Genomic DNA, 6,000 nt, shown 5'->3' on the forward strand with positions numbered 1-6,000 from the left:
TATTTAGGGATTATGGCTGTTTTTCAAAAGTACACAATTGGTAGAGATTGCAAATTCGCAATGTCGACTACAAAGCAATGTCGAATCGATAGCTATTAGAACACAGCAATCACAGCTGCTACATGAAAAGCGATTGTTTTTTTGTGTTTTGTTACGGGCATACCATCTCATTAAAAACGAAACCTATCTAAAAATGGTTGTACATCTTGAGTATCGGATTTATGGTTGCGATGCGTCGTTTTTAGTGGTACTTACAAATTGGGTTGACCAAACTATTTTTCAAAAATTACAGCATCGGTTTTTGCTCCTAATTGGGTTAGTGCTTCTGAAATTGCTGTTACCAATTCTGGCGGTCCACAAACATAAAAGTGTTGTTTAAAGTTGTCTATTTTTTCCTTTAGAAAAGTATAATCAATCCTATTGTTTTCGTATCCTTCTTTTTTTTCATCAGTGAGTGTAGTGATGAAATTTTTACCCAGCATTTCTTTAAATTCTTTTTTAAGAATTATATCTTTTTCGGTTTTATTGGTAAAAATTAGTTTGTTATTTGCGATTTTGTTTTCAGCTTGTAGTTGCCTAAGAATTGCAATAAACGGGGTAACACCTGCACCACCCGCAATAAATACTCCTTCGCCTTTATATTCAATCGCACCCCAAACATCACCGATGATAAGTTCATCACCTTGCTTTAATTTCCCTAATTCTTTTGTAACTCCGTTGTGACTATCATAAATTTTAATTACGAATTCTAGATGTTTATCATCATTTAAACTTGTAAATGTAAAGGGTCTTTTCTCTTTCTTAAGTTCAGGAGTGTTAATGGACATGTCGGTTGCCTGTCCCGAGACAAATATATATCCCTCTGGCTTTTCAACTTTAAATCGAATTACATCATGCGTTACTGGCTCAACTGATATTATTTTTACAATGTGATCTTCCATGATTTTTGTTTTTTAAGGATTAGTAGTGGTTGCGTCCTGAGCCAATTTTACTTCACCAGAAGTTTTTTCTAAATCTTTATCCAGTTGATAAAGCGCATCACCTTTTGCATTTTCTCCGCCCGCAAGAGTAATCTTATCCATTAAATAGTTGGCAAGATTTTCTTCTTCTATTTGTTCTTTCACAAACCATTGTAAGAAATTCCAAGTAGCCCAATCTTCTTCAACGAGTGCCATTTTCACCACTTTATAAATGGAATTTGTATTGTCGATTTCATGTTTAAATACTTTTTCAAAACAATTGTTTACACTTATGGGATCGTTTGCAGGCGCAGGAATAGCGATCACTTTAGCTTTTGCGCCTCTGTTTAAAATGTATTCCAGTATTTTCATCATGTGGTTGCGTTCCTCTGCTGCATGGCGAAAAAGAAAATTTGCGATACCACTAAATCCATTGTTATCAGCCCAGGCGGCATATGATAAGTAGATTTGAGAAGCATGTGCTTCTTTTGTCATTTGCTCGTTTAATGCTGCTGAAAGCTTTTCTGAAAGTCTATTGGTTTTCATATGATGTAGTTTAGTAGAATGATTGATAAAATATAGTACAGTCAATTATTATAATCTTTTAAGTTTTACTATTGCTTTCTAGTTTATAGCGATTGGGAATCGTACTTGGTACTTAATTTAAAAAAGATAATAACTTATGCTAGTTTTCAGCTATTTCAAAGGTTTTTGGCAGATATTTGGTATAACCCACTTTTTTGTTTCCATTTATAAATAAAACTAGCTTCAGTATTTCCAAAGTTAGTATTACAGTATATATCTGTCTCAGTAAAAAACATAAGTGAAGAGAACAAATCTGATGAATGATCTAGTTTTTTTCAACCTTTCATTTGTGCTCCTGCTCCTGTTTTAAAAAAAATAAAAGAGTTTGTCATGGTGTTTTCTACTTTTTATCGCTCCTTTGAGTTACCCTAAAAAACAAAAAATTAGTTTAATCATTCATTTTTTTGTTGAAAATCAACGGCAATGTCTATAAATTAGTACTTGTTGGTTTTTTTTAGAGATACGGTGCTCTTGTTATCGCTTGTAACAGAAACATTTTACTGATGCGTTTCCTCACTGATTTTAATAATCGCGTAAGCGCCCTAGTACCGTGTTAAGAGTCGCCTTCATTTTGTCGATGGCTTCAGCTACCGCGGTTTCAACGGTATTTGCATGGCTTGTAACGACTAAAGGCTGCATCCCTTTCAGTCGCGCTTCGAGCACACATCTTTTATCATTTTCACTATCTCTATCGCTATTTTCGTCGCTGAATTTCACTTCGACTCTTGTTATATGTTCACTGTACCTGTCGAAAGCATCCGAAATGGTAGCCGTTAAGGGTTCTCTCATTTCTTCGGTACCCAATATATTATTATCGGTATTTAGTAAGATTTTCATTTGTACTGATTTTTAGTAGTTAGAATTATCATTATTTACTTGATTTTTAATAACGAAACAGACAGGCAGCTCCTGTTTTTGTTGGCATTTTTTCATGCGGAATAATCATTACTTTACCCCCCATTTTTGTTACCAATTCTCCCAAGTCATCTAATAAGTCATCCATTTCGGGATTATTTAACTCCCCTTTTTCAATAGTACCTGTAGCATTCGTTATTTTACCTGGAATTTGACGTGCGGCTTCGATTAACAAGGTATCTACCCTGCCGGCTGCTGCTGCTGCAGCTACTTCACTCAAACTATCACTGCCTGTCCCCTTTGATTTTGCTTGATGGTATTCATCACAAATTTTGTCGATACTGGCATGATAATGAGGCTCCATAACTTTCCAGGCATGTGCCACTAGTTCATCTATTTTTAGCGACTTTGGATTCACGTCGATGCCGCTAGGAAGTAATGAAAGAATGTCACTTACCTTATGAAAAAGATTCTGGTGCTCTGGCAATGCAGCTAGTATAAGTGGTAAACCGGATGAACTGGAATAGTTATCGTTAATCGTTTTTGCGACGAAGCGAAAAAACTTTTCGGTATCTATATCTTCTTCAGGTGATTTTCCACCGTGACCGTGATGCATGTCGCCGGTCTGACTTCCTACACCACCATAAGATGCAACGGTGGTATGCTTATCGGTTAGATTAGAACCTAATGCTTCATTTATATTTTCTGGAGTATCTGGAGGAAGCTTCAGTTCTGTGAGCGAATGTCTGTTTCCTTCGTAAATTTGATAATCATGTAGGCTTAAAAGTAACACGTTGTACCGCTCCACTGACTGCAAATATCTGCGCAGTGGTTTTGTATGAAAGCTACTCGCAACTACGGTTAGTTCTTCTATGAATACTGGTAAACTTATGGTTTTGAACATGTCAAATGTGCTAAGCACAGCCAATCCGTCTGATGTATGTCTCCAAAACTCTTTATCACTTTCAATTTCCACAAATGGCTCTAACAGTGTTGTAGCCTCTGACTCGGAATGTTTTTGAAGCAGGGAGTGTTTCAGTTTTTTTAACAGGTTTTTAAATAGAATCGGATCTTGGAGATTGTCCGGGTGGGTCCTGTGCGTAGGCATGTAGAGTGATATGCAGGTTCCTTCATTGACGCTTAATAATTCTGGCATCATGTCTTTAGTAAGTAGATTCATATAGATTTGATTTATTAGTGATTAAATAATTATTTATATTATTCTAATGACTTGTCATATGCTTCGTTTTATATTCCTGAAATTAATTCTTTTTCTTTCTTTGAGGTAAGAAGGAAAAATAAACAAGCTGACTAGATTATAGTTGCTATCTGTTTCTTAACAATCGGATTGCCTATTTAGTATCAGGTTACTAAAACGGAGGAAGGCTGTCTTTTAACCTTCAGTTACAAATTGTAAATACGTCTTGTTAATAGAAGTCACGCTTCATGACTGAGAGCAGATAAATCTAATCAATCGTATTTTTTTGCTTTAATCAAATATAACGATTCTTCTAACGGTAATTGCTAAAATATTGATTTAAAGTAGTTAACATTATCTTAAAATAATTTTTTTCAGGTTTTCTATGCACTATTTGTACAAATGGCATAATAAATATTACCGTGGTGAAGTTGTATTTATTTATTTTAATTTGTTTTTTTAAGGTCGAATAGGGTTGCAAAATACAAAATAGAGTCAACAAAAAAACGCCATTACATCTATAGACGTAATGGTGTTTGTAGTTTAGAAGATAATTTTTTTAAAGTGTGAAGTCGGGAGAATCTGTGCAGCTGATATATAAAGTCATTAGGCGTTCCTCTAGATATCGGATCGAAGAAGTGGCATTATCTGTATGATATGTGATTCACTTATATGCCCTTTTGTTATGTGCATATTGTCTCGTTAAAAAAGAATAAGACTGCATTACTATTGTGTTTTAATTCGTGCGGTTAGGTGTGTAAGTACATTGTAATAAGGAGTGAAATTGTCTTTTATTAGATTTTATCGAGGTTTCGAACTGTAAATTCGTTTTCAGTGTTCCCCGTATTCACAGTTGTATTGGGCTCAAAAAGAATAACTTTTACTTCCCCAACAGCAATTGGCCTATGGTTGGTTTTTTTAGGTACAACTACAAATTCTCCAGCATTTACCTCTATGGTTTTATGCTCTAATTCTATCAGTAATTTTCCTTCAATCACGAGGAACATTTCGTCTTCATTCTCATGCTGATGCATGATAAATTCATCTTTGAATTTCGCAACTTTTACAAGTTGTTCATTTAATTCAGCAACTATTTTAGGACTCCAATAATCAGTAAAGGAGTCAAACTTATCTTTTAGATTCACCGTTTCTATTTCCATTTCTTTTGTGTTTTTATTTATTTGTAGCTCTAGTGTAAATGTAATAGTTTCTTTTTTTAGGACAAAACTGTTAAGTGATTCCACAAAAAAAATGAAGCCAAATCCAAACAGAAGAGAACGTAGTTTGTAAATACTGCACTATTTACGTAATAGAACTATCCCCAAAAGCAACCGTATTCATCTTTCTCAATGAGTCGAATAAAATCCAACAAGTTTTCTAGGATTGGTTTAGGCGTGTAGGAATGCCATTTTAAATCTGCACGTTGCCAGTAGACTTTCCAGTGGTTATTCTTCTTTACAAATGTGGCTTTAGCAACATTGTTTTCAACTTTCTTTTTAGGATCGATCCAATCCGGTCTAACTTCAAAAATAATGACGCTTTGCTTTTCAATTCGATACCCAATATCAAGTTGAGCCCTACTTTCTTCGCCAGGACGAATGTAAGATAAATAATTTTCTATTTCTTCTATCTCGATACTAGCTATTTCGTATTTCATACTTATTTAGAGTTTTATCAGTTTGCGTCGCTCCAGCCTTTAAAAATGCAATGTTAACTACGTATGGTCATTGCGAGGAACGGGCGCCATCTCCGATGCTGCATAACATTGGCCTCACTTTTTATGTCTTATTATTGTGGGCACGGATTGCAAATCCGCGCTATCGGGTTTCACATATTTTATTGATGAGTCCCCATTATTTAATTTACACGCTATTCCATAAACTTGTCATTCTGACAAAGGAAGGATCTCATTATTTGCCTCAAGTTTGATTGTCAAATTAACCGCAGATTTCGCAGATCGTATTAATGCGTACTCATTGTCTAATTTACACGCTATTCCATAAACTTGTCATTCTGACGAAGGAAGAATCTCATCTAGTGACTCGAGTTTGATTGTCAATTTAGCTACAGATTTTACAGATTTAATGGGTAGTACCCATTTTTTAATTTACATGCTATTCCATAAACTTGTCATTCTGACAAAGGAAGAATCTCATCAGGTCTCTCAAGTTTGATTGTCAATTTAACCGCAAATTTTACAGATTTAATGGGTAGTCCGAATTATTTAATTTACACGCTATTCCATAAACTTGTCATTCTGACAAAGGAAGAATCTCATCATGCCTCTCAAGTTTGATTGTCAATTTAACCGCAGATTTCACAGATCTTACTGATGAATACCCATTATTTAATTTACACGCTATTTCATAAACTTGTCATTTTTACTTCTGGTTACCATCTCAA

6 protein-coding genes are annotated in these 6,000 nt (G+C 34.8%); all 6 read right to left on the reverse strand.

What is annotated here, in order from left to right; genetic code table 11:
* Positions 1-272 precede the first annotated feature (272 nt).
* On the reverse strand, positions 273-941 hold the full coding sequence (locus tag A3SG_RS0100810) for an FAD-binding oxidoreductase (protein ID WP_016988105.1): 669 nt from the start codon (positions 939-941) through the stop codon (positions 273-275).
* 12 nt (positions 942-953) lie between these two features.
* Positions 954-1,505, reverse strand: a complete 552-nt coding sequence (locus tag A3SG_RS0100815; protein WP_016988106.1) for a ferritin — start codon at positions 1,503-1,505, stop codon at positions 954-956.
* Positions 1,506-2,066: 561 nt separating this feature from the next.
* Entirely contained in the window at positions 2,067-2,381 is a 315-nt protein-coding gene (locus A3SG_RS0100825; protein WP_016988110.1) for an HPF/RaiA family ribosome-associated protein, read from the reverse strand.
* Positions 2,382-2,427: 46 nt separating this feature from the next.
* A complete protein-coding gene (locus A3SG_RS0100830) occupies positions 2,428-3,579 on the reverse strand; it encodes a hypothetical protein (protein WP_016988111.1) in 1,152 nt (383 codons plus the stop codon).
* 812 nt (positions 3,580-4,391) lie between these two features.
* Positions 4,392-4,841 (reverse strand): cupin domain-containing protein, encoded by a 450-nt coding sequence (locus A3SG_RS0100835; protein ID WP_016988112.1) that lies wholly within the window; start codon positions 4,839-4,841, stop codon positions 4,392-4,394.
* A 71-nt stretch (positions 4,842-4,912) separates the two neighbouring features.
* On the reverse strand, positions 4,913-5,254 hold the full coding sequence (locus tag A3SG_RS0100840) for a DUF3024 domain-containing protein (protein WP_016988113.1): 342 nt from the start codon (positions 5,252-5,254) through the stop codon (positions 4,913-4,915).
* Positions 5,255-6,000 lie beyond the last annotated feature (746 nt).

The organism is Flavobacterium sp. ACAM 123 (genome assembly GCF_000264055.1).
GTDB lineage: Bacteria > Bacteroidota > Bacteroidia > Flavobacteriales > Flavobacteriaceae > Flavobacterium.

What these genes read in the sequence shown, in the direction of transcription:
- A3SG_RS0100810 (WP_016988105.1), bottom strand. Translation starts at nt 941, where the DNA reads ATGGAAGATCACATTGTAAAAATAATATCAGTTGAGCCAGTAACGCAT.
- A3SG_RS0100815 (WP_016988106.1), bottom strand. Translation starts at nt 1,505, where the DNA reads ATGAAAACCAATAGACTTTCAGAAAAGCTTTCAGCAGCATTAAACGAG.
- A3SG_RS0100825 (WP_016988110.1), bottom strand. Translation starts at nt 2,381, where the DNA reads ATGAAAATCTTACTAAATACCGATAATAATATATTGGGTACCGAAGAA.
- A3SG_RS0100830 (WP_016988111.1), bottom strand. Translation starts at nt 3,579, where the DNA reads ATGAATCTACTTACTAAAGACATGATGCCAGAATTATTAAGCGTCAAT.
- A3SG_RS0100840 (WP_016988113.1), bottom strand. Translation starts at nt 5,254, where the DNA reads ATGAAATACGAAATAGCTAGTATCGAGATAGAAGAAATAGAAAATTAT.